This window comes from Streptomyces globisporus C-1027, from assembly GCF_000261345.2.
In the GTDB taxonomy this organism is placed as follows: domain Bacteria; phylum Actinomycetota; class Actinomycetes; order Streptomycetales; family Streptomycetaceae; genus Streptomyces; species Streptomyces pakalii.
The window spans coordinates 5,287,881-5,308,448 of the sequence record NZ_CP013738.1 but is presented as its reverse complement, the minus strand read 5'-3'; the positions used below and the strand labels follow the sequence as shown (position 1 = coordinate 5,308,448).

The following is a 20,568-nucleotide window of genomic DNA, read 5'->3' as shown; positions in this document are numbered from 1 at the left end:
CCTGCCGGCCCTGTTCGCGCTCTCCGCCCTGTCGGCTCCGGGCGCTCCCGTTCAGGAGACCCCGCGCCGCCCGGCCGCCCCAGGCTTTCGCGTCCGCGCGAAACAGTAACGGCCCCGGCGACGGCGTCCGGAGACTCCGTCCATGCGCACCTACCGCGAACTGTTCCGGACCCCGGAGTTCACCCCCTTCTTCGCGGCCGTCTCCGTGCAGACGGCCGCCCAGACCGCGACCGGCCTGGCGCTGGGCACCCTCGTGTACGCCCGGACCGGCTCGCCCCTGCTGTCCGCGCTGGCGATGTTCGGCCCGTCGCTGGCCCAGCTGGCCGGGGCGCTCACCCTGCTGTCGGCGGCGGACCGGCTGCCGCCGCGTGCCGCGCTGACCGCGCTCGCCCTGCTGTCGGCGGGGGCCGCCGGCGTCCAGGCCGTCCCCGGGCTGCCGTTGTGGGCCGCGTTCGCGGTTCTGCTGGTGATGGGGGTGGCCGCGTCGCCGGGCGGGGGCGTGCGGTACGGGCTGCTCAACGAGATCGTGCCGCGCGAGGGGTTCCTGCTCGGCCGCTCGGTGCTGAACATGACGGGCGGCGCGATGCAGATCTGCGGATTCGCGGTGGGCGGGGCGCTGGTGGCGGTGTTCTCGGCGCGCGGCACGCTGCTGGCCGGTGCGGCCCTGTACGCCGTCGCGGCGGCCGTGACCCGGGTCGGGCTGACCGCCCGGCCCCCGAGGGCGACCGGCCGCCCCTCGATCGGTGAGACCTGGCGGACGAACGCGCTGCTCTGGTCGTCCACGCCGCGCCGGTACGTGTTCCTGGCGCTGTGGGTGCCCAACGGGCTGGTCGTCGGCTGCGAGTCCCTGTACGTGGCGTACGCGCCCGGGCACGCCGGGCTCCTCTTCGCCGGCGGGGCCCTGGGGATGCTGGCCGGGGACACGCTGGTCGGGCGGTTCGTGACCGTCCGGTGGCGGGTCCGGCTGGGGGCACCGCTGCGGCTGCTCCTGGCCGCGCCCTACCTGCTCTTCGCGCTGCGCCCGGGGCTGCCCGTCGCCCTGGCGGTGGTCGTCGTGGCGAGCGTCGGCTTCGCCGCGAGCCTGCTGCTCCAGGAACGGCTGCTGGCCCTCACCCCGCAGGAGCTGAGCGGCCACGCGCTCGGGCTCAGCTCCTCGGGGATGCTCGCGATGCAGGGGGTGGGCGCGGCCGTGGCGGGCGGTATCGCCCAGGTGACCTCCCCGGCGACGGGCATGGCGGCGGTCGCGGGCCTCTCGGTGGCGGTGACGCTGGCGCTGGCCCCGGGGCTGCGTACGCCGGTCGACGCCGACGGGGGCAGACTGCTCGGAGCGGACGGATCACTGTCACCGCGAGCGTCCCGTACACCCCGCCCCGCACATCCCGCACCGGAAGAGACGACATGAGCGACAACGCCAGGCCCAGCCAGAAGGAAGCCATGCTCTCCGGCGAGCTGTACCTCGCCGACGACCCCGAACTGGCGGCGGAGGCCCTGCACGCGGCCGTGCTGAGCGAGCGCTACAACGCCACATCGGCCGCCGGCCCCGAGGCCCGGCGCGCGGTGCTGGCCGAGCTGCTCGGCGAGGTGGGCGAGGGCGTGGAGGTACGGCCGCCGCTGCGGGTCGACTACGGCTACCGGACGACCATCGGCCCGCGGACGTTCATCAACTTCGGCGCGGTCCTCCTGGACGTCGCCCGCATCACCATCGGTGCGGACGTGCAGATGGGCCCGAACGTCCAGATCCTCACCCCGACCCACCCCATCGACCCCGAGCAGCGCCGCGCCAAGTGGGAGGCCGCCGAGCCGATCACCATCGGCGACAACGTGTGGCTGGGCGGCGGGGTCATCGTCTGCCCCGGGGTGACCATCGGTGAGAACACGGTGGTCGGCGCGGGGGCGGTCGTCACGAAGGACCTGCCGGCGAACGTGGTGGCGGTCGGCAACCCGGCCCGGGTGATCCGGACGATCGGCGAGCCGGAGGCGTAACCCACCGGCGCCCTCCGCGAACCGGCACTCCACGCACCCGGGGGGGTCCCCACCCGTGGACGCTTCCGCACCCGTGTCCTACGCCGACCGCCAGGCATCCGTGTCGCACGCCACCTCGAAGTGCCACCAGCCCTCGTCCCGGCCCCGGGCGAGCAGCGCCTTCACCCCGCGCAGGTCCGCGCCGCCGGGCACGGTCAGGGCGACCAGCGGGAAATCGGCGCTGAAGACCTCGCCCGTGAGCCCGAATCCGGCGAGCCGCTCGTGCACGGCCCGTACGTCGTGCCCGAGCGGACCGTCCGGCACGGGCAGCACCCGGACCGTGCAGTTGCCGGAGTCCGCCACCCGGCCGACGGCCCAGTGCACACCGTCGTCGTCCGTCCGGAACCGTACGGTCTCGCCCTCGGCGACCCCGTCCCGGAGGAAGGGCACGTTGTCCACCCGCGCGGTGTCCGGGCCGAGCCGCGTCGCCCACAAGCCCTCCGTCTCGTACGGCGGCGGCCCGTCCTCGCGCGGGGCCACCCGGAACCAGAGCTTGACCTGATCGGCCTCGCGGGGTGGGCGTTCCGGACCGGCGGGGGAACTCATGGCCCCATGGTCCCCCGCGCGCGGCGCGTCCGCCTGTCCACCGCCTCGACCAGGCACGACATCAGCTTGTGAAGTCAGCGACCCTCCCCCACCGCGTCGGGACCGCCAATTTCCTGACATTCAGGGTCAGTTGTTGGATTCAGCCGCATCTCCTGAGGCTCCTGATGCGCACCTCTTGACGCGTACAGGCCCACAGGGGAAACATCGGCGTAACGAGAGAGCGCTCTCCCGCAGCCTCCCCCCAGGCTCTCTCGCCCGTTCGTCGTGCACACGTACCACGACCCAGGAGACGTACCTCATGCATGCTCCCCCCACTCCCCCCACCGCCCCACGCACCCGCCTCCGCACCCGGGCCCTCGGGTTCGCCGCGCTCGCCGTGGCGATGCTGATGTCCGTGCCCACGGCCCAGACCGCCTTCGGCGAGGAGGCCAAGGCCGTGCCGGGCGGCGGCGACCTCGGTCCGAACGTCCATGTCTTCGACCCGTCGACGCCCGACATCCAGGGCAAGGTCGACGAGATCTTCAAGAAGCAGGAGTCCGCGCAGTTCGGCCTCGAGCGCCACGCGCTGATGTTCAAGCCGGGGACGTACGACAACATCAACGCGCAGATCGGCTTCTACACGCAGATCGCGGGTCTCGGCCTCAACCCGAACGACACCACGTTCAACGGGGATGTGACGGTCGACGCGGGCTGGTTCGACGGCAACGCGACACAGAACTTCTGGCGTTCGGCGGAGAACCTGACGCTCAACCCGGTCTCCGGGACCAACCGCTGGGCGGTCTCCCAGGCGGCACCCTTCCGCCGGATGCACGTCAAGGGCGGGCTGAACCTCGCCCCCGACGGTTACGGCTGGGCGAGCGGCGGCTACATCGCCGACTCCAAGATCGACGGCGAGGTCGGCCCGTACTCCCAGCAGCAGTGGTACACCCGCGACAGCTCCGTCGGCGGCTGGGTCAACGGCGTCTGGAACATGACGTTCTCGGGCGTCGAGGGCGCACCGGCCAACAGCTTCCCGGAGCCGCCGTACACCACGCTCGACACCACACCCATCTCGCGTGAGAAGCCGTTCCTCTACCTCGACGGCGCCGACTACAAGGTCTTCGTCCCCGAGAATCGCGAGAACGCGCGCGGTGTCTCGTGGGCCGACGGCACGCCCGCCGGCGAGTCGATCCCGCTGGACCAGTTCTACGTCGTGAAGGAGGGGGCGGACGCCGCCACGATCAACGCGGCCGTGGAGCAGGGCCTGCACCTGCTCTTCACGCCCGGCGTCTACCACATCGACGAGACGATCACCATCAACCGCGCGGACACCGTGGCCCTCGGCCTCGGCCTGGCCACGATCATCCCGGACAACGGGGTGACCGCGATCAAGGTCGGTGACGTGGACGGCGTGAAGCTCGCCGGCCTGCTGGTCGACGCGGGCCCGGTGAACTCCGAGACGCTGATCGAGGTCGGCCCCGAGAACGCCTCGGCGGACCACGCGGCCAACCCCACCTCGCTCCAGGACGTGTTCGTGCGGATCGGCGGCGCGGGCCCCGGCAAGGCGACCACGAGCATCGTGGTGAACAGCGACGACGTGATCATCGACCACACCTGGGTGTGGCGGGCGGACCACGGCGAGGGCTGGGGCTGGGAGACCAACCGGGCCGACTACGGGGTCCGCGTGAACGGTGACGACGTCCTGGCGACCGGGCTGTTCGTGGAGCACTTCAACAAGTACGACGTCGAGTGGTACGGCGAGCGCGGCCGCACGATCTTCTTCCAGAACGAGAAGGCGTACGACGCCCCGAACCAGGAGGCGATCCAGAACGGCGACACGAAGGGCTACGCGGCCTACCGGGTGGACGACTCGGTCGAGCAGCACGAGGGCTGGGGCATGGGCAGCTACTGCTACTACAACGTCGACCCGACGATCATCCAGGAGCACGGCTTCAAGGCACCGGTGAAGCCCGGCGTGAAGTTCCACAGCCTGATCGTCGTCTCGCTGGGCGGCAACGGCCAGTACGAGCACGTGATCAACGACGTCGGCTCCCCGACGTCGGGCACGGAGACGGTCCCGTCCCAGGTGGTGAACTTCCCTTAGTCCTCATCGGCTGAGGGAGTCGTGCGGAAGCGGGGCCCGGCTGCTGGTGAGCGCCGGGCCCCGCTTCGCCGTGGGCGCCGGGGCTCAGCCCTCGCCGGTCAGGCTGATGGTGACCGTGCGCTCGGCCGGGGTCTTCCCGGCCAGGGCGGTCTTCATCGCCTGGGCCACGTCGTCCGGGCCGACCTGGTGCTGCTTCCCGTCGGCCTTGACGGCCATGATGCCGTCGAAGACACCGTCCAGGAGCGTGTCGATCGCCTTCTTGTCGTAGACGTCGACCAGTCGGCCGTCGACCGGCTTCATGGACAGGATCTGCGGCAGCGACCGGGCCGGGCCGAACTGGATCTGCTTGGGACCGGCCTTGATGGTGATCAGACCGGACATCGCGGGCTCGGCGAACTCCTTCATCGCCCGGTTCAGTTCGGCCTGGGTGATGGTGGGTTCGCTGGTGGTGACGGGAAGTTCGACCACGTTGGCCTTCCCGGTCTGGACCTGGGCGCGGTAGGCGTCCCGGACCGAGATCAGGGACTGGCCGGCGTCCAGCGTCTTGCCCGGCTTGCCCGGCACCGCCACGGCCTTGTTCGGCTCGAAGCGGATCGTGCCGTCGTTGGCCGAGCCGGAAGCGCCCGCCAGGTCGGTCAGCGCCACGCCGAGCTTCTCCTCGTCGACCGGGATCACCGGGTCGGCGGGGCGCTCCCCGCCGAACAGCGAACCGATCACCGAGACGGGGTTGTAGTCGCTGCCCGCCGCGCCGCGCACGGTCTCCTGGCTGTCCAGGGTGAGACCGGCCTTCTCGGGGTCGAGCTTCTCCTCCTTGCCGTCCACGGACAGCGTCATGGGAGCCTTGGCCCGCTCGCCGAGGGCGGCTTCGAGCTTGGTGACCGCCGCCTCCTTCGTGCCGCCGCCGATGTCGACACCGAGCACCGTGGTGCCCTTGGGGACCTCGGCGTGGTTCAGCAGGAGGCCCGCCCCGTACGCGATGCCGAGCAGCACGACCGCGGCCACCCCGAGCAGGACCAGCTTGGAGCGGCCCTTCTTCGCGGGAGCGGATGCGGGGGCGGCGGCCTGCGGCGCGGGGCGCGGAGCGGCGGAACCCGGCGTGGGAACACCCGGTCCGCCCGGTCCGCCGGGACCGCCGTGGCCCGTCACCGGGCCGCCGGGGGTGCCCGGCCCGCCCGGGAACGTGGCGCGGGGCTCGCTGGGCACCACGGGGATGCCGCTCGTCAGCGTGTCGCCCGAGACATGGCCGCCGGGGCCGGGTTCGGGCGCCGGGGCCTGCGGCGTGAGGATCGCGGTGTCGTCGGACATCCGGGGCGGTACGCCGCCGGGGGTGCCCGGAACCATCGGGCCGGGGCCGCCGAGGCCGGGGACGCCGTCGAGGTTCGGGGTCAGCGAGGAGCTGCCGGTGACCGGTCCCGTGGTGGGGCCGGACGGGCCGGGCGTCGGCACTCCGGGGCCGGGGGTGGCACGCGGGCCGCCGCCGGGGGGCTCGGTGCCGTAGCTGTCGAGAGCGCTGCGGGCGGGGCCGGAGCCGGGCGCACCCGGTCCGCCGCCGGAGGTCGGGGCGTCCGAGAAGTACGGCAGGTCGGGGCGCGAGCGACCCGCGCCGCCGTCGGGCGCACCGCCGGGACCGCCGAGGCCACCCGAACCCGGGCCGCCCGCACCACCGGGACCGCCTGCGCCCTGGCCGCCCGGACCACCGGGCGCACCGGTGCCCTGGCCGGCTGCCGCCGGTCCGGCGGCCGGGGTCTTGCGCGGGGCGAACCAGTCGCTGCCGCTCTTCTCCCGGCCCGGCTTCTCCCCGGGCGCCGGGTCGGCGGCCGGGCCGCCGTCCCGGGACCGGTCCGCGGGCGCGCCGCCGTTGGAACCGGCGCTCGCGCTCGCACCGGGAACCGGTGCGAGCGGCGGCGTGCCGGGGCGCGGGGTCGCGCCGGTGCGCTCCGTGTCCGAGCCGCCGTCGCCGGAGATGTCGCTCGCCGCCATCGGCGTACGCATCACGACCGGCGGGATGGGACGCGAGCCGGGGATGTTGATCCGGATGCGCGTCGTCAGCGTCGTCTCGGTCTTCGGTTCCTCGGGCCGGGGCGGATCCACGGATTCCGGGTTCTCGTCAGAGCCGTCCTGCGACGGGTGCAGCGACGGATACTGGCGGGATCCGTACGGCGGCGTACCCGAGGGGTACGCGGCTCCGCCGCGGCCCTGGGGCCCGGAGGACGAACTGTCAGTTTCACGACTCAAAGCAGGTTCTCCCGATTGGCTCCGCCGCCCGTACTTCCCCCATGCCGCAGGCCAGGGGACGGCTCGGCGCGCGCACCACCATACTGGCCGCCGCCGTCGGACACTCCGCGACCGGGTGAAACCTCCACCCGTGCCTCACACCTGTGGGGGTCTCTCCGGACCCGGACTTGGCACTTCACGTGCCGGACCGGCCGCTGTGGATGGCTGATTGCGGCACTTTGGAGGTGGTGGCACAGATCACAGCGACGGCCGTTCCGCCGAGCATGAAGAGCACCAGGCCGAGTTCGTCGCCGAAGACGTAGTCGCCCTCCGGCCGGCCGCTCAGCAGAAGGAAGACGGTGATGAACCAGCCGGCCGCCGGGGCGAGTGCGCCGATCTGGGTGCGGGTCAGGATCCGGCCGCCGTAGAAGAGGCCCGCGGAGCCCACCAGGGCGATGATCAACCCGCCCGGGAACCAGGCCGCTTGGACGAGGGTTCCGGCGAGGGCGACGAGCGCGCCGAGGACCGCGAGGCCCAAGTAGGCGGCGATCCGGGCCGGGTTCGGCCGGGCGGCGAATCCGATGGGCTCGGGCCCCCTGGGGGGCGCGTTCCGGCGCGGCGCGTGGGAGGAGTCCGCGCGGCCGCGGGACTTCTTGGGGGTGCCGCTCATGCCGCGCCTCCTTCGGCGCCCGGGACGCCCGCCGTGTCCGGGGCGTCGGCGCCCGGGACGCCCGCGAACAGGTCGCTCTCGCGCTCCGGTCCGGCCAGGCCGCGAACGCCGCGCACGAGTTGGTAGTACTCGGTGGTCAGCAGGGGCTGGCCGAGGTCGTTGGAGAGGGCGAAGAAGGGGCCGTCCACCGCGATCTGGGTGGCGTGGGCGCGCATCGCCGCCGACTTCGCCCCGGCGTACGCCGATCCGTCGATCTCCGCGGTGATCTGCTCCCCGTCGGTCACGCCCGGGACGTCGGACACGGCGGCGATGCCGGGGAAGGCGTCGGGCGCGGTGGTGCGCAGCCGGTCGAAGGCGGCCTCCAGCACCTCGCGCTCCACCCGGTTCCAGTAGATCTTGGCGATGGTGTGCGGTGCGTCGGAGCCGTAGGCCGGGTCGGCGGCCAGGTCGGCGGCGCGCATCGCGACACGGTGGGCCTGGATGTGGTCGGGGTGGCCGTAGCCGCCGCCCGGGTCGTAGGTGATCAGGACCTGGGGGCGGACCTCGCGGATCACCTCGACGAGGTGGGCGGCGGCCTCGTCCACCGGGGTGGACCAGAAGGAGCCGGGGCGGCCGTTCTGTTCGGCGCCCATCATTCCGGAGTCCCGGTAGCGGCCCGCGCCGCCGAGGAAGCGGTGGTCCGTGATGCCGAGCTCCTGCATCGCCGCGGCCAGCTCGCCGACGCGGTGGGGTCCCAGCGCGTCGTCCCGGTCGGAGGTGAGACGGGCGAGCGCGGGCGGGATGACCTCGCCCTCCTCGCCGAGCGTGCACGTCACCAGGGTGACGTGGGCGCCCTCGGCCGCATACCTGGCCATGGTGGCGCCGTTGTTGATCGACTCGTCGTCGGGGTGCGCGTGCACGAGCAGCAGACGGCGGGCGGGGAGGTCCTTCATGGGGACCACCCTACGAGCCCGGAGGCCCCCCGTGCCCCCGCGCCCCTGCGCCCGCCGGCCCTCGGCCGCCCGGGTCAGAACTTGATGCTGCTGATCATTCCCGCGACGTTGGTCGTCAGATCGGAGATGGTCGGTGCGATGGACGAGCTCGCGATGTAGAACCCGAGCAGCATGCAGACCACCGCGTGTCCTCCCTTCAGTCCGGATTTCCGGATCAGCAGGAAGACGATGATCGCCAGCAGCACTACCGCCGAAATCGAGAGCGCCACGGCGGTTCACCTCCATCGGTACGTTCGGACGGTCGGAACGGGGGTAAACGGAGCCAGCAGGTTCTTACCCACCGAGCGCTACGGATCATAACTTTCCGTGCCAACGCATTGATCGGGGCACAGCAGCACGAGGGGCGCACGAACCGTGCCCTGCGGCCGAGTTGCGGGCTAGGTTCAGAGCCATGACCTCGCAGAAGCTGTCCTTTCCCCGCCAGCACGCCCGGACCCAGCGCTTCACTCTCGGCGCACCTCGCGCCTTCACCGTCTCACCGGATGAGACACGTGTGATCTTCCTCCGGTCCACCTCCGGAACGGACCGGACCACCCGGCTGTGGGTGCTCGACCCGGCGACCGGCGAGGAGCGGATCGCCGCCGATCCTGACGTCCTGCTGGGCGGTTCGGCGGAGAAGCTGTCGGCTCAGGAGCGGGCCCGGCGGGAGCGGACCCGGGAGGGTTCGTCGGGGATCGTCTCCTACGCGGTGGACGCGGCGGCGGAGTTGGCCGCGTTCGCGCTGTCCGGAAAGGTGTACGTGGCCGAGCTGCGGGCCGGGACCGCGCGGGCGCTGCCGGTGCCGGGTCCGGTGATCGACCCCCGTCCGTCCCCCGACGGCCGGCACATCGCCTATGTGGCCAAGGGCGCGCTGCGGGTGGTGGACGCGACGGGCGAGGGCGACCGGGCGCTGGCCGAGCCGGAGGACCCCCAGGTCACCTATGGTCTGGCCGAGTTCATCGCGGCCGAGGAGATGCACCGCTACCGGGGTTTCTGGTGGTCGCCCGAGTCGGACCGGCTGCTGGTGGCGCGGGCCGACGAGAGCCCCGTACAGCGCTGGTACATCGCCGATCCGGCACACCCCGGGCGCAAGCCGGCCGAGGTCGCCTACCCGGCGGCGGGGACGCCCAACGCGGAGGTGCGGCTCTTCGTCGTGGACCTGGCGGGGGACCGTACCGAAGTGGTCTGGGACCGGGAGGCGTTCCCGTACCTGGCCCAGGTGCACTGGTCGTCCGCGGGTGCCCCGCTGCTGCTGGTGCAGGCCCGTGACCAGCGCAGTCAGCGGTATCTGGCGGTGGACCCAGAGACCGGTGCGACCCGGATCGTCCATGTCGACGAGGACCCGGTCTGGCTGGATCTCTTCCCCGGGGTGCCCGCGTGGGCGCCGGACGGGCGGCTGGTGCGGATCGCGGACGAGGGCGGCGCGCGGGTGCTGGCGGTCGGGGACCGGCCGCTCACCGGATCGCAGCTGCACGTCCAGGCGGTGCTGGACATCGGCGAGTCGGACATCCTGGTCTCGGCGGTGGCCGGTGAGGACGCGGTCGAGCCGGAGATCGGGCAGATCCATGTGTACCGGGTCAACGAGCTGGGAATCGAGCGGATTTCCGAAGGGGTGGGTGTGCACTCCGCGGTCCGCTCGGGCGCTCTGTCGGTGGTGGTCTCGGCCGTCCCCGAGGAGCCCGGAACCGCCGCGTGGGTCGTACGGGACGGCAAGCGGCTGGTCCGCATCGCGAGCTTCGCCCAGGAGCCGGTGCTCACCGCCCGCGTGACCCTCACCGAGGGGGGCGCACGGCGGATTCCGTGCGCCGTGCTGCTTCCGTCGGACTACCAGGAGTCGGACGGTCCCCTTCCGGTCCTGATGGATCCGTACGGCGGGCCGCACGGCCGCCGGGTGGTCGCCGCCCACAACCCGCACCTGACGTCGCAGTGGTTCGCGGACCAGGGCTTCGCGGTGGTCGTGGCGGACGGGCGGGGCGCGCCCGGCCGCTCACCCGCCTGGGAGAAGGCGGTACGGGACAACCTCGTGCTGACCATGGAGGACCAGGTCGAGGCGTTGCACGGGCTGGCGGACCGGTTCCCGCTCGATCTGTCCCGGGTGGCGATCCGGGGCTGGTCCTTCGGCGGCTATCTGGCGGGGCTGGCCGTGCTGCGGCGGCCCGACGTCTTCCACGCGGCGGTCGTCGGGGCCCCGGTGACGGACCAGCGGCTGTACGACACCCACTACACCGAGCGCTATCTCGGGGACCCGGCGAAGCAGCCGGAGGTGTACGCGTACAACTCGCTGCTCACCGACGACGGTCTCTCCGAGGCCGCCGCCGAGGTCCGGCCGATGATGATCGTGCACGGTCTGGCCGACGACAACGTGGTGGTCGCCCACGCCCTGCGGCTGTCCTCGGCACTGCTGGCGGCCGGGCGGCCGCACGAGGTGCTGCCGCTGAGCGGGGTGACGCACATGACGCCGCAGGAGCAGGTCGCGGAGAACCTGCTCCTGCTCCAGGTGGACTTCCTCAAGCGGTCGCTGGGGATGTCCGGCGCCTGAGCCGCCCGCCGTTCCCCGTCCGCCCCCGGTTCACCAGCGGGGCGGCGGGGACGAGGGCGGGGGCCCGAAGCCGCCGCCAGGTGGCGGCCCGAAGCCCGGGGCCTGCGGCTGCTGGTAACCCTGCGGTCCGGGCTGACCGGGCGCCGGGGCGCCCCAGCCGCCGCCCCAGGAGTTCGGGCCGCCCCAGGGGCCGGCGGCGGGGGTCCGTGCGACGCCCTTGCGGGCGAGCAGGACGATCACGACGGGCCCGATGAGGAGCGAGCAGATCTGGCTCACCAGGGTGAGCTGCCCCTCGACGTCCAGGTCGGTGAACCGCTCGTACAGCTCGAAGTGGATGATGCGCGCCAGGCCCAGCGCGCCGGAGGCGAGGACGAACCCGCCCGCGATCAGGCCGAGCGGCCGCGCGAGGGCCGCCCCGCCGACCGCGCCGAGGGCCGCCACCAGGGACATCAGGATGATCGCCACGGTGACCCAGCCGGGCGGCCCCTCGATGAGCGGGGTGCTCAGGGGCGCCCCGCCGATGAACCACTCGGGATAGAACCCGGACGGGAAGACGAACGGCTGCCGGATCTCCCAGGCGGTGAAGATCACTGCCTGAAGACCCAGGAGCAGGAAGACGGCCACCCCCGCACCCCGCCCCGGACCCGCCGGGCGCTCCTCGCCCTGCGGCACGGGGCGGCGGCCCGCCGTCCCCACGACGATCAGGGCGAGCCCGGCCACCAGCGCGGCGTACGTGGTGAGCAGCGCCCGGTCGCGGAGCTCCTCCGGGGCCGGGGCGTCGGCGACGGTCCAGACGCCGGGCAGCCGCAGGACGAAGGTCACGACGCCGGTGACGATCAGGACCGAGGCGGCGGAGGCCGAGCGGAGTGCCGCCACAGCGGCGGCGGCATAGGCCAGCAGCAGGACGAGGCTGGTGGAGGTGGTGGTGGGCCGCACCATGTCCCGGAGGCTCGCGGTGCCCGACCAGTACTCCCAGACCGGCACCGGTCCGTCGGCGGCCCGTATGTCCCGCACGATCCAGGCGACGGCCATCAGTGCCAGCACCGCGCACAGAACGGCGCCGGTGATTCTTGCTCCCCGTGTAAGTGTCACCCGCTGATACTCCATTGCCCCGAACGGATGAACAAGGGCGTTCGGGGGCGGGGCGGTGGCGGCGGGCGACCGGCCGGAGCGCCAGGACGACGCTCCGGCCGGACCACGGCACCCGCACGGCCGTACGCTGATCAGCATGGGGCGTTCGTATATCGGAGCGGCGACGGCGGAGTTGCTTACGTGTTAACGATGCTGACGCCGGTTCATGACTTTTCGTCCCCCTCCGCCTCGGAAGCTCCCCCGCCCCCCGGCGCCTCCCCGCCCCCCGGCGCCTCCCCGTCCCCCGGCGCCTCCGTCGGCCCCGGGATCTCCAGCTCGCCCTCCGGCGGCACCACGCGCTTCTCCTCCGCGAAGTGGCACGCGGAGTCGTGCCGGGCCGGGGTGTCGACGTGCCGGAACTCCGCGGGGACCGCCAGCAGCGGGACCTCCAGCTCGCACCGCTCCTGCGCCTTCCAGCAGCGGGTGCGGAAGCGGCAGCCGGAGGGGATGTTGGCGGGCGAGGGGACGTCGCCGTGCAGGATGATCCGTTCCCGGTGCTCGCGGGCGGTCGGGTCGGGTACGGGGACGGCGGAGAGCAGCGCCTGGGTGTACGGGTGGGTGGGGTGGTCGTAGATCTCCGCGTCGGAGCCGATCTCCACGATCCGGCCCAGGTACATCACGCCGACCCGGTCGGAGATGTGCCGGACGATGGACAGGTCGTGCGCGATGAAGACGAAGCTGAGGTTGAACTCCGCCTGGAGCCGGTCCAGCAGGTTGACCACCTGGGCCTGGACGGAGACGTCGAGCGCGGAGACCGGTTCGTCGGCGACGATGATCTCCGGGTTGAGGGCGAGGCCCCGCGCGATGCCGATGCGCTGGCGCTGGCCGCCGGAGAACTGGTGCGGATAGCGGTTGATGTACTCCGGGTTGAGCCCGACGACGTCCAGCAGGTCCTGGACCTTCTGGCGGCGGCTGCCCTTCGGGGCGACCTCGGGGTGGATCTCGTACGGCTCCCCGATGATGTCGCCGACCGTCATCCGCGGGTTCAGCGAGGTGTACGGGTCCTGGAACACCATCTGGATGTTGCGGCGGACCGCCTTCAGCGCCCGGCCGGACAGCTGGGAGATGTCCTCGCCCTTGTAGCGGATCGCCCCGGCGGTGGGGCGTTCCAGGTGGACGAGCATCTTGGCGACGGTCGACTTGCCGCAGCCCGACTCCCCCACGATGCCCAGCGTCTCACCCGCGTACAGGTCGAAGTCGACGCCGTCGACGGCCCTGACCGCGCCGATCTGCCGCTTGAAGAGGATGCCCTGGGTGAGCGGGTAGTGCTTGGCGAGGCCGCGCACCTGGAGGATCGGGTCGCCCTCGGTGTACGGGGCGGTGGCGTCCTTGTTCGCCTCGGAGAGCAGGGTGGAGCCGGCCGCGCCGCCACCGGTCTTCTCGTGCCCGTCGCGGTCAGCGTGCATCGAGCGTCTCCTTCCAGAAGTGGCAGGCGCTGCGGCGCTGTTCGTCGACCTCGTAGAGCGGCGGCACATCGCTGCGGCACACGTCCTGGGCCATCGGGCAGCGGGGGTTGAAGGCGCAGCCGGGCGGGATGCGGGTGAGGTTGGGCGGCAGGCCCTTGATCGCGTACAGCTCCCGGCCCTTCTGGTCCAGGCGCGGGATCGACTGGAGGAGGCCCTTGGTGTACGGGTGGGCGGGGGCCTTGTAGATCTCGTGGACGGGGGCGGTCTCGACGATCCGGCCCGCGTACATCACGGCGATCTTGTCGGCGACGTCGGCGACGACGCCGAGGTCGTGGGTGATCAGGATGAGGCCCATGTTCAGCTCGCGCTGGAGTTCCGCGAGGAGGTCCATGACCTGGGCCTGGACGGTGACGTCGAGGGCGGTGGTGGGCTCGTCGGCGATGATCAGGGACGGTTCGAGGGCCATCGCCATGGCGATCATGATGCGCTGGCGCATCCCGCCGGAGAACTGGTGCGGGTACTGGTTGACCCGTTCCTTCGCGGCGGGGATGCGGACCCGGTCCATCAGTTCGACGGCCTTGGCCTTGGCGTCCTTGCGGGACATGCCGCGGTGCACGACGAACATCTCGGCGAGCTGCTGACCGACGGTGAGGACCGGGTTCAGCGAGGACAGGGCGTCCTGGAAGATCATGGCCATCTCCTGGCCGCGGATCTTCCGCCGCTCGTCCGGCTTGGCCTTCAGGAGGTCCTGCCCCTTGAAGAGGATCTCCCCGCCGGCGATCTTCCCGGGCGGGATGTCGAGGATGCCCATGACGGCCTGGGCGGTGACGGACTTGCCGGAGCCGGACTCGCCGAGGACGGCGAGCGTCTCGCCTTCGGCCACCGAGTAGTTGACCCCGTTGACGGCCTTGGCGACGCCTTCGCGGGTGTGGAACTCCACGTACAGATCGCGCACTTCGAGCAACATGGCAATCGGCTCCTCAGCGCAGCTTGGGGTCGAGGGCGTCGCGCACCGCGTCGCCGAGCATGATGAACGCGAGCACGGTGACCGCCAGCGCGCCGGCGGGCCAGAGCAGCATGTGCGGGGCGTTGCGGATGTAGTTGGCGGCGGCGGAGATGTCGATGCCCCAGGAGACGGCCGGGTCCTTCAGGCCGACGCCGAGGAAGGACAGGGTCGCCTCCAGCGAGATGTACGTGCCGAGCGCGATGGTCGCCACGACGATGACGGGGGCGATGGCGTTCGGGGTGATGTGGCGCAGCATCATGCGGGAGTTGGAGGCGCCGAGCGCGCGGGCCGCCTGGACGTAGTCGTTCTGTTTGGCGGTGATGACCGAGCCGCGGGCGATGCGGGCGATCTGGGGCCAGCCGAGCAGGACGATGAACCCGACGACGGGCCAGACGGTGGAGCTGGTGACGACGGAGAGGAAGACCAGGCCGCCGAGGACGACGGGGATGCCGAAGAAGACGTCGGTGAGGCGGGAGAGGATCGCGTCCCACCAGCCGCCGAAGAAGCCCGCGAGTCCGCCGAGGACGCTGCCGAGGATCGCGACGCCGAGGGTGGCGCAGACGCCGACGGTCACCGAGGTGCGGGTGCCGTAGACGACGCGGGTGTAGACGTCGCGGCCCTGCGGGTCGAAGCCGAAGGGGTGGCCGGGTTCGGAGCCCTTCTGTGCGTCGTCCAGGTTGGCCTGGAGGGGGTCGCCGCTCGCGATGAGCGAGGGCCAGATCGAGATGATCACCAGGAAGAGGATGACCAGCGAGGAGATGATGAAGACCGGGTTGCGCCGCAGGTCGCGCCAGGCGTCCGACCAGAGGCTGCGCGGCTTTCCGGCGGGCCCGGTGCCGTCGGGGCCGCCCGGGTTCTTCTCCAGGCTGGTGCCCTCCTCCATGGCGAGGTCCGTCGCGCCGCCGGCGCCCGCCTGGGAGATCGCTTCGTCCGGGGTCTGCGGCTCAGGCATAGCGGATCCTCGGGTCGAGTACGGCGTACAGGAGGTCGACGATCAGGTTGGCGGCCAGGAAGACCAGGACGAGGATCGTGACGAAGCCGACGACGGTCTGGGAGTTCTGCCGCAGGATGCCCTGGTAGAGCTGGTAGCCGACGCCGTGGATGTTGAAGATCCGCTCGGTGACGATGGCCCCGCCCATCAGCGCGCCGACGTCGGTGCCGATGAAGGTGACGACGGGGATGAGCGAGTTGCGCAGCAGGTGCCGTACGACGACCCGGCGGCGGGGCAGGCCCTTGGCGACGGCGGTGCGTACGTAGTCGGCGCGGGCGTTCTCGGCGATCGAGGTCCGGGTGAGCCGGGTGACGTAGGCGAGGGAGACCGAGGCGAGGACGAGCCCGGGGACGAGGAGTTCGTCGAAGGTGGGGTCGGCGGAGACCGAGGGCTTGATGATGCCCCACTTGACGCCCAGGAGGAGCTGGAGCAGCAGGCCGGTGACGAAGGTGGGGATGGCGATGACGATCAGCGTCAGGATGAGGACGGTGGTGTCGACGGGGCGGCCGCGCCGCAGACCGGTGACGACGCCGAGGCTGATGCCGATGACGACCTCGAAGACGACCGCGACGATGGTGAGCCGGATCGTGATGGGGAAGGCGGTGGCCATCAGCTCGGTGACCTTCTGCCCGTTGAACGCGGTGCCGAAGTCGCCGGTGAACACGTTGCCCATGTAGGTGAGGTATTGCTGCCAGACCGGCTTGTCGAGGCCGAACTCGGAGCGCAGCTGGGCGGCGGTGGCCGGGTCGCACTGGCGGTCGCCGCAGAGGCCCGCGATGGGGTCGCCCATCACGTTCACCATGAGGAAGATCAACAGCGTGGTGCCGAAGAAGACCGGGATCATCTGCAGCAGCCGCCGGATCACATAACGTCCCATGAGGGGCTCCGGGGGTCGGTTCGAGCAGTACCGGGGACGGGGTGCGCGGACGGCCGGGCGCCGGCGTGTCGGGGCGTCCCGGCCGTCCGCGTCGCTCAGCGCGTCACTTGACGGTGATCTCTTCGTAGACCGGGACGCTGAACGGGTTCAGCGCGACGTTGTCCACCCGGTCCGAGTAGCCGGCGCTGCCGTTCTGGTACCAGAGCGGGATGACCGGCATCTCCGTGACGAGGATCTTCTCCGCGTCCTGGAAGGTGGTGATCGCCTTCGCCTTGTCGCTCTCGGCGTTGGCCTTGTCGACCAGGTCGTCGAACTGCTGGTTGCTCCACTTGCCGTCGTTGGACGGGGCGTTGGTGTAGTAGAGCGGCTGGAGGAAGTTCTGGATCAGCGGGTAGTCCATCTGCCAGCCCGCGCGCCAGGCGCTGGTGAGCTTCTGGGTGGAGACCTGGGCGCGGAAGTCGGCGAAGGTGCCGACGGGCCCGCCGACGCAGGCCTTGTTGTTGCCCATGACGTTGTTGATGCTGTTGCAGACGGCGTCGACCCATTCCTTGTGGGAGCCGGTGTCCGCGTTGTACGAGATCTTCAGCTGGCCGCCGGGGATGCCGCCGCCCTCGTCGATCAGCTTCTTGGCCTCGGCCTTGTTGTACGTGCACTCCTTGCCGCAGAGCCCTTCCTTGAAGCCGCCGTCCTCACCGAGGACCGGGGAGGTCCAGTCGGTGGCGGGGGTGCGGGTCTTCTGGAAGATCTGGTCGGTGATCTGCGGCCGGTTGATCGCCATCGAGAGGCCCTGGCGCACCTTGCGGGCGTCGTCGGTGTCCCACTCCTTCTCGTAGAAGGGGAAGGCGATGGTCTGGATGATGCCGGCGGGGGTGTTGATGTACCGGTCGCCGAGGTCGGCCTCGACGTTGCGGAGCTGGGAGGCGGGCACGTCGTCGACGAGGTCGAGGTTGCCCGCGGTCAGGTCGGTGTAGGCGGTGTTGTTGTCGGTGAAGACCTTGAGGTCGACGCCGCCGTTCTTCGCCTTGTCGTCGCCCGGGTAGTCGTCCCACTTGCGCAGGTTCATCGAGGAGCCCTTGGCGTACGACTCGATGGTGTACGGGCCGTTCCCGACGGGCTTGGAGAGCCAGGCGTCGTGGTCGTCGTAGAACGCCTTGGGCAGCGGGACGAAGGCGGCGTAGCCGAGGGTGTCGGGCCACAGGGAGAACTTCTGGGTGAGCTTGGCGGTGAAGGTCAGGTCGTCGACGACCTTCAGTCCTGACAGGGTCTCGGCGGAGGCGGACCCGGACTCCGGGTGGACCTTGTCGTAGCCCTCGATGTACTGGAAGAAGTAGGCGTTCTTCTGGTTGTTCTTCAGGGCCGCGCCGTAGTTCCAGGCGTCGACGAAGGACTTGGCGGTGACCTTCTCGCCGTTGGAGAACGTCCAGCCGTCCTTGAGCTTGATCGTGAAGTTCTGGGAGTCCTTCGTGTCGATGGACTCGGCGATCATGTTCTGGGCCTCGCCGGTCTTCGGGTCGTAGCGGATGAGTCCGCGGAAGACCATGTCGAGGACCTTGCCGCCCTGGACCTCGTTGGTGTTGGCCGGCTCCAGCGGGTTCTGCGGGTCTCCCCAGGAGGAGCTGACGATGCCGTCGGCGCCGCCGCCGCCGCTGCCGCCGTCGCCGTCACCGCCGCCGCAGGCCGTCGCTGCCAGGGCGACGGCCACCGCACATGCGGCCCACCTGACCTGTGTGGCTCCGCGCATGAAGTGCCTCCTAGAGTCATCGAGTAGCTCAATGCCTCATATCACCGCATTACGTGACGTATCGCATGCGGGATTGCCCCGTACGAGCAGGAGGGCGGCGGAGACGACGAAGACCCGGTCCCTCGGAAGGGGCCGGGCCTCGGTCGTTCGATCTGCGGGAGCGGTTACGCCGCGTGCACGACGTCCTTCTCCTCGGCGAAGTGGCACGCCGACTCGTGCGCGGCCGGGGTGGCCGCCGAGACGAAGCGCTCGGGGATCGCCAGCAGCGGTTCCTCCGTCGCGCAGCGCTCCTCCGCCTTCCAGCAGCGGGTGCGGAAGCGGCAGCCCGAGGGCGGGTTCGCCGGTGACGGAACGTCACCGGTGAGGATGATCCGCTCGCGTCCCTCGCGGGCCGACGGGTCGGGGACCGGGACCGCCGAGAGCAGCGCCTGGGTGTAGGGGTGCGTCGGGTGGTCGTAGATCTGCGTGTCCGTGCCGATCTCGGCCATCTTGCCGAGGTACATCACGCCGACCCGGTCGGAGATGTGCCGGACGATGGACAGGTCGTGCGCGATGAAGACGTAGGACAGGTTGAACTCGTCCTGGAGCTTCTCCATCAGGTTGATGACCTGGGCCTGCACCGACACGTCGAGCGCGGACACCGGCTCGTCGCAGATGATGATCTCCGGGTTGAGCGCGAGGCCGCGGGCGATGCCGATGCGCTGGCGCTGGCCGCCGGAGAACTGGTGCGGGTACCGGTTGATGTACTCCGGGTTCAGACCCACGACGTCCAGGAGCTCCTGGACGCGGCGGCGCCGGTCGCCCTTCGGGGCCACCTCGGGGTGGATGTCGAAGGGCTCCCCGATGATGTCGCCGACCGTCATCCGCGGGTTCAGCGAGGTGTACGGGTCCTGGAACACCATCTGGATGTTGCGGCGCACCGCCTTCAGCGCACGCCCGGACAGCTTGGTGATGTCCTGGCCCTTGAAGAAGACCTCGCCGGCCGTCGCCCGCTCCAGGGTCATCAGGAGCTTGGCGACCGTGGACTTGCCACAGCCGGACTCGCCCACGATGCCCAGGGTCTCACCGGCGTACAGGTCGAAGGAGATCCCGTCGACGGCCTTGACCGCGCCGATCTGCTTCTTGAAGAGGATGCCCTGGGTCAGCGGGAAGTGCTTGACCAGGTTGCGCACCTGGAGGATCGGCTCGCCCTGGCCGACGGGCGCGTCGATGGCGGCTACGGCCTCCGCCTCGGTCGCGGCGTCCACCGCCTCCACCTCGGAGACGTTCGGGGTGGCGTCCACGGGCCCCTGCTCCTTCTTGAGCTCAGCCATGGATCGTCTCCTTCCAGAAGTGGCACGCGCTGCCGCGGCCGACCAGCTCGAGGCCGTCCTGCTCGGTCACGGGGGCGAGCGGCGGAATCTCGGTACGGCAGATGTCCTGTGCCTTGGGACAGCGCGGGCTGAAGGCACAGCCCGCGGGGATACGCGTCAGGTTGGGCGGCAGACCCTTGATCGCGTAGAGCTCCTGGCCCTTCTGGTCCAGGCGCGGGATCGAGTCGAGCAGACCCCGGGTGTACGGGTGGGCCGGGCGGCTGTACAGCTCGCCGACCGGGGCCGTCTCCACGATCCGGCCCGCGTACATCACGGCGATCTTGTCCGCGACGTCGGCGACGACGCCGAGGTCATGGGTGATCAGGATCAGACCCATGTTGTACTCGCGCTGCAGCTCGGCCAGCAGGTCCATGACCTGGGCCTGCACCGTCACGTCGAGCGCGGTGGTCGGCTCGTCGGCGATGATCAGGTCCGGCTCCAGGGCCAGCGCCATGGCGATCATGATGCGCTGGCGCATACCGCCGGAGAACTGGTGCGGGTAGTCCGAGATACGGGCCGCCGCAGCCGGGATCTTGACCTGGTCCATCAGCTCGATGGACTTGGCCTTGGCGTCCTTGCGGGACAGGCCCTGGTGCACCCGGAACATCTCGCCGAGCTGGTAGCCGACGGTGAGGACCGGGTTCAGCGAGGACAGCGCGTCCTGGAAGATCATCGCGATCTTCTGGCCGCGGATCTTCCGGCGCTCCTCGTTGGACATCTTCAGCATGTCCTGGCCGCGGAAGAGGATCTCGCCCTGCGTGATCTTCCCGGGCGGCATGTCGAGGATGCCCATGATGGTCTGCGCGGTCACGGACTTGCCGGAGCCGGACTCGCCGAGCACGGCGAGCGTCTCGCCGGCGCTGACGGTGTAGTTCACACCGTTGACCGCCTTGGCCACACCGTCGCGGGTGTGGAACTCCACGTGCAGGTCACGGACGTCGAGCAGTGGACCGTCGCCACTCACGGACTCCCGCGGTGCGGGGACGTGAGCCGTCTTGTCGATGGTGGTCACGAACGCC

17 protein-coding genes are annotated in these 20,568 nt (G+C 71.1%); 4 read left to right on the top strand and 13 right to left on the bottom strand.

What is annotated here, in order from left to right; all coding sequences use genetic code 11:
• Positions 1–142 precede the first annotated feature (142 nt).
• Both WQO_RS23510 and WQO_RS23505 read left to right on the top strand, forming a co-directional pair.
• Positions 143–1,402, top strand: coding sequence for an MFS transporter (locus WQO_RS23510; RefSeq protein ID WP_010061646.1), 1,260 nt, complete (start codon positions 143–145; stop codon positions 1,400–1,402).
• Positions 1,399–1,983, top strand: a complete 585-nt coding sequence (locus tag WQO_RS23505; RefSeq protein WP_058954079.1) for a sugar O-acetyltransferase — start codon at positions 1,399–1,401, stop codon at positions 1,981–1,983. Before WQO_RS23510 ends, WQO_RS23505 begins: the two co-directional genes overlap by 4 nt.
• A 78-nt stretch (positions 1,984–2,061) precedes the next feature.
• On the opposite strand, the gene WQO_RS23500 is transcribed toward WQO_RS23505, so the two are convergent.
• Positions 2,062–2,568 carry a DUF4265 domain-containing protein gene (locus WQO_RS23500; RefSeq protein ID WP_010061649.1) on the bottom strand — a complete coding sequence of 169 codons (507 nt, stop codon included), beginning with the start codon at positions 2,566–2,568 and terminating at the stop codon, positions 2,062–2,064.
• Between the two features lie 298 nt (positions 2,569–2,866).
• On the opposite strand from WQO_RS23500, the gene WQO_RS23495 reads away from it, so the two are divergent.
• On the top strand, positions 2,867–4,651 hold the full coding sequence (locus tag WQO_RS23495) for a hypothetical protein (RefSeq protein WP_058954078.1): 1,785 nt from the start codon (positions 2,867–2,869) through the stop codon (positions 4,649–4,651).
• 84 nt (positions 4,652–4,735) lie between these two features.
• Here the strand turns inward: WQO_RS23495 and WQO_RS23490 are convergent, their stop codons facing one another.
• The 4 genes from WQO_RS23490 to WQO_RS23475 all read right to left on the bottom strand — a co-directional run bounded on the left by WQO_RS23490 (position 4,736) and on the right by WQO_RS23475 (position 8,736).
• The gene (locus tag WQO_RS23490) at positions 4,736–6,886 is read right to left on the bottom strand and encodes a hypothetical protein (protein WP_029182572.1); all 2,151 of its coding nucleotides are present in this window, start codon (positions 6,884–6,886) and stop codon (positions 4,736–4,738) included.
• A gap of 175 nt (positions 6,887–7,061) precedes the next feature.
• The gene (locus WQO_RS23485; protein ID WP_010063245.1) at positions 7,062–7,535 is read right to left on the bottom strand and encodes a DUF6113 family protein; all 474 of its coding nucleotides are present in this window, start codon (positions 7,533–7,535) and stop codon (positions 7,062–7,064) included.
• Positions 7,532–8,467: an N-acetyl-1-D-myo-inositol-2-amino-2-deoxy-alpha-D-glucopyranoside deacetylase gene (gene mshB, locus WQO_RS23480; RefSeq protein WP_010063246.1), complete on the bottom strand. Its 936-nt coding sequence runs from the start codon at positions 8,465–8,467 to the stop codon at positions 7,532–7,534. Before mshB ends, WQO_RS23485 begins: the two co-directional genes overlap by 4 nt.
• Positions 8,468–8,541: 74 nt before the next feature.
• Positions 8,542–8,736: a hypothetical protein gene (locus tag WQO_RS23475; protein ID WP_010063247.1), complete on the bottom strand. Its 195-nt coding sequence runs from the start codon at positions 8,734–8,736 to the stop codon at positions 8,542–8,544.
• A 182-nt stretch (positions 8,737–8,918) separates the two neighbouring features.
• On the opposite strand from WQO_RS23475, the gene WQO_RS23470 reads away from it, so the two are divergent.
• Entirely contained in the window at positions 8,919–11,045 is a 2,127-nt protein-coding gene (locus WQO_RS23470; protein ID WP_010063248.1) for a S9 family peptidase, read from the top strand.
• A gap of 30 nt (positions 11,046–11,075) precedes the next feature.
• Here WQO_RS23470 and WQO_RS23465 read toward each other — a convergent pair whose 3' ends face one another.
• The 8 genes from WQO_RS23465 to WQO_RS23430 form a co-directional block, all read right to left on the bottom strand.
• Positions 11,076–12,137, bottom strand: a complete 1,062-nt coding sequence (locus tag WQO_RS23465) for a hypothetical protein (RefSeq protein ID WP_237274157.1) — start codon at positions 12,135–12,137, stop codon at positions 11,076–11,078.
• A 203-nt stretch (positions 12,138–12,340) separates the two neighbouring features.
• Positions 12,341–13,582, bottom strand: coding sequence for an ABC transporter ATP-binding protein (locus tag WQO_RS23460; protein WP_058954077.1), 1,242 nt, complete (start codon positions 13,580–13,582; stop codon positions 12,341–12,343).
• A complete protein-coding gene (locus WQO_RS23455) occupies positions 13,572–14,549 on the bottom strand; it encodes an ABC transporter ATP-binding protein (protein WP_010063251.1) in 978 nt (325 codons plus the stop codon). The genes WQO_RS23460 and WQO_RS23455 overlap by 11 nt, the downstream gene beginning before the upstream one ends.
• 13 nt (positions 14,550–14,562) lie before the next feature.
• Complete coding sequence (locus WQO_RS23450) at positions 14,563–15,540, bottom strand: ABC transporter permease (RefSeq protein WP_010063252.1); 978 nt, start codon at positions 15,538–15,540, stop codon at positions 14,563–14,565.
• Positions 15,533–16,456 (bottom strand): ABC transporter permease, encoded by a 924-nt coding sequence (locus tag WQO_RS23445; RefSeq protein WP_010063253.1) that lies wholly within the window; start codon positions 16,454–16,456, stop codon positions 15,533–15,535. The genes WQO_RS23450 and WQO_RS23445 overlap by 8 nt, the downstream gene beginning before the upstream one ends.
• 103 nt (positions 16,457–16,559) lie before the next feature.
• Positions 16,560–18,197 carry a peptide ABC transporter substrate-binding protein gene (locus tag WQO_RS23440; RefSeq protein WP_029182573.1) on the bottom strand — a complete coding sequence of 546 codons (1,638 nt, stop codon included), beginning with the start codon at positions 18,195–18,197 and terminating at the stop codon, positions 16,560–16,562.
• Between the two features lie 164 nt (positions 18,198–18,361).
• Positions 18,362–19,510, bottom strand: a complete 1,149-nt coding sequence (locus WQO_RS23435; RefSeq protein WP_010063256.1) for an ABC transporter ATP-binding protein — start codon at positions 19,508–19,510, stop codon at positions 18,362–18,364.
• Positions 19,503–20,561, bottom strand: a complete 1,059-nt coding sequence (locus WQO_RS23430; protein ID WP_010063257.1) for an ABC transporter ATP-binding protein — start codon at positions 20,559–20,561, stop codon at positions 19,503–19,505. Before WQO_RS23430 ends, WQO_RS23435 begins: the two co-directional genes overlap by 8 nt.
• Between the last annotated feature and the right edge of the window lie 7 nt (positions 20,562–20,568).

Bases quoted from the DNA above. Each gene is read 5' to 3' on its own strand.
- WQO_RS23500 (WP_010061649.1), bottom strand. From the start codon at position 2,568: ATGAGTTCCCCCGCCGGTCCGGAACGCCCACCCCGCGAGGCCGATCAG.
- WQO_RS23495 (WP_058954078.1), top strand. From the start codon at position 2,867: ATGCATGCTCCCCCCACTCCCCCCACCGCCCCACGCACCCGCCTCCGC.
- WQO_RS23460 (WP_058954077.1), bottom strand. From the start codon at position 13,582: ATGCACGCTGACCGCGACGGGCACGAGAAGACCGGTGGCGGCGCGGCC.
- WQO_RS23450 (WP_010063252.1), bottom strand. From the start codon at position 15,540: ATGCCTGAGCCGCAGACCCCGGACGAAGCGATCTCCCAGGCGGGCGCC.
- WQO_RS23510 (WP_010061646.1), top strand. From the start codon at position 143: ATGCGCACCTACCGCGAACTGTTCCGGACCCCGGAGTTCACCCCCTTC.
- WQO_RS23505 (WP_058954079.1), top strand. From the start codon at position 1,399: ATGAGCGACAACGCCAGGCCCAGCCAGAAGGAAGCCATGCTCTCCGGC.
- WQO_RS23455 (WP_010063251.1), bottom strand. From the start codon at position 14,549: ATGTTGCTCGAAGTGCGCGATCTGTACGTGGAGTTCCACACCCGCGAA.
- WQO_RS23445 (WP_010063253.1), bottom strand. From the start codon at position 16,456: ATGGGACGTTATGTGATCCGGCGGCTGCTGCAGATGATCCCGGTCTTC.
- WQO_RS23470 (WP_010063248.1), top strand. From the start codon at position 8,919: ATGACCTCGCAGAAGCTGTCCTTTCCCCGCCAGCACGCCCGGACCCAG.
- WQO_RS23435 (WP_010063256.1), bottom strand. From the start codon at position 19,510: ATGGCTGAGCTCAAGAAGGAGCAGGGGCCCGTGGACGCCACCCCGAAC.
- mshB (WP_010063246.1), bottom strand. From the start codon at position 8,467: ATGAAGGACCTCCCCGCCCGCCGTCTGCTGCTCGTGCACGCGCACCCC.
- WQO_RS23440 (WP_029182573.1), bottom strand. From the start codon at position 18,197: ATGCGCGGAGCCACACAGGTCAGGTGGGCCGCATGTGCGGTGGCCGTC.
- WQO_RS23485 (WP_010063245.1), bottom strand. From the start codon at position 7,535: ATGAGCGGCACCCCCAAGAAGTCCCGCGGCCGCGCGGACTCCTCCCAC.